We start from the raw sequence: 1459 nt of genomic DNA, 5'->3' as shown, positions 1-1459 counted from the left end.
GTAGATAAATGGTCTACCATCTGTAAGAAAGGTTCACACTACTCGGTTCCAGACACCCTGGTAGGTAAAATGGTTGAAGTCAAAGTCTACTCTGAGAAGTTGGTTGTTGTCTATAACAAGGAGAAGCAGGCTGTACATGAACGTATTTATGGAACGCCCGGATGGAGTGTCAAGTTGGAACACTATCTCAGGACATTGCTTCGTAAACCGGGAGCTGTTCATGGCTCACTGGCTCTCAGACAGATGCCAAAGCAGATCCAAGAACTCTTTAACAGACAATTTGCCGACAAGCCCAAAGATTTTGTCTTCCTGCTACAATATGCACACGATCATGGCTTTACCGATCAGGATATATTAATGGCTTATCAGGACTTGAGAAAGCGAGGATTGCGAAGTGTATCGGCTGATCAGATTAAAACGCTGATGCATGCCCTGACAGAATCTGAGCCTGATAGCGGCACTGTGCAGCATCCACAAATCAGAGAGGAACAATCTTCTGATATTGAAGAGGGAGCCTTTAAGATACTAATGGATCTATCGCAGATCATGGATAATCAGGGAACGTTTAATAATAACACGTATAAGCATTAATTTAAACAATCAAAAATGGAAAATCTATCTGAAAAAGAATTAACCATCGAGTATGCAAGAGAGCTCAAGATGCTTGTCATGCGGGATGAACTCGATGATTTTATTACATTGGGAACCGAGCAGAACTGGACTTACCGTACGCTGATCTACCAAATACTGGCTAAAGAGGTCGAAGTTCGTACCGAAAACAGACGCAAGCAACGTGTCAGAAGAGCGGGATTCCCTGAACTAAAGTACTTACAAGAGCTTGTAAGGGAGGAACTACCCAGAGATGCACAAACAGCTTTGCCGGAACTCGAAACGCTGGATTTTATCAAGGAAGGACGTAATATCGTCTTCTGTGGAAATCCGGGAACAGGAAAAACTCATTTATCCATAGGCTTAGGTATAAAAGCATGTCTGGATGGATATACTGTCTTTTTTACCTCTGTCCCACATCTGCTGACCCAAATCAGGGAATGCCGCTCACAGAAGAGTCTCAGACAGCTGGAAATACGATTCCAGAGATATGACATGGTCATCTGTGATGAGTTCGGATATGTCAGTTGTGATAAAGAAGGTGGGGAACTCTTATTTAATCATTTATCCCTGAGAGCCGGAAAGAAAGCTACCATCATCACTACAAATCTGGCGTTCAACAGATGGGGAGAAATAGTCAAAGACAAAGTCCTTGTAGCAGCAATGGTTGATAGGTTAACTCATAAAGCTTATCTGATCAATATGAATGGGCAGTCCTATAGAGTTAAAGAAACTGAAAAAATGTTAGCAAGAGAGACTAACATATAACTCTTTTACGTTCTTTGAAAATCCTTCCTTACCGGTATACTTTTCAAATCCATTGTGGTATACTTTTCATTTATTATATACA

At 41.4% G+C, this 1459-nt stretch carries 2 protein-coding genes; both read left to right on the top strand.

From position 1 onward, the window contains the following. Positions 1 to 18: 18 nt before the first annotated feature. A complete protein-coding gene (locus C1A06_RS14960; RefSeq protein WP_370738382.1) occupies positions 19 to 591 on the top strand; it encodes a Mu transposase domain-containing protein in 573 nt (190 codons plus the stop codon). Positions 592 to 606: 15 nt separating this feature from the next. Then, the gene (istB, locus tag C1A06_RS14955) at positions 607 to 1377 is read left to right on the top strand and encodes an IS21-like element helper ATPase IstB (protein ID WP_101690941.1); all 771 of its coding nucleotides are present in this window, start codon (positions 607 to 609) and stop codon (positions 1375 to 1377) included. Positions 1378 to 1459 lie beyond the last annotated feature (82 nt).

The organism is Dysgonomonas massiliensis (genome assembly GCF_900240225.1).
Taxonomy (GTDB): Bacteria; Bacteroidota; Bacteroidia; order Bacteroidales; family Dysgonomonadaceae; genus Dysgonomonas; species Dysgonomonas massiliensis.
This window is presented reverse-complemented; position numbering and strand designations above follow the sequence as displayed.

What these genes read in the sequence shown, in the direction of transcription:
- istB (WP_101690941.1), top strand. Translation starts at nt 607, where the DNA reads ATGGAAAATCTATCTGAAAAAGAATTAACCATCGAGTATGCAAGAGAG.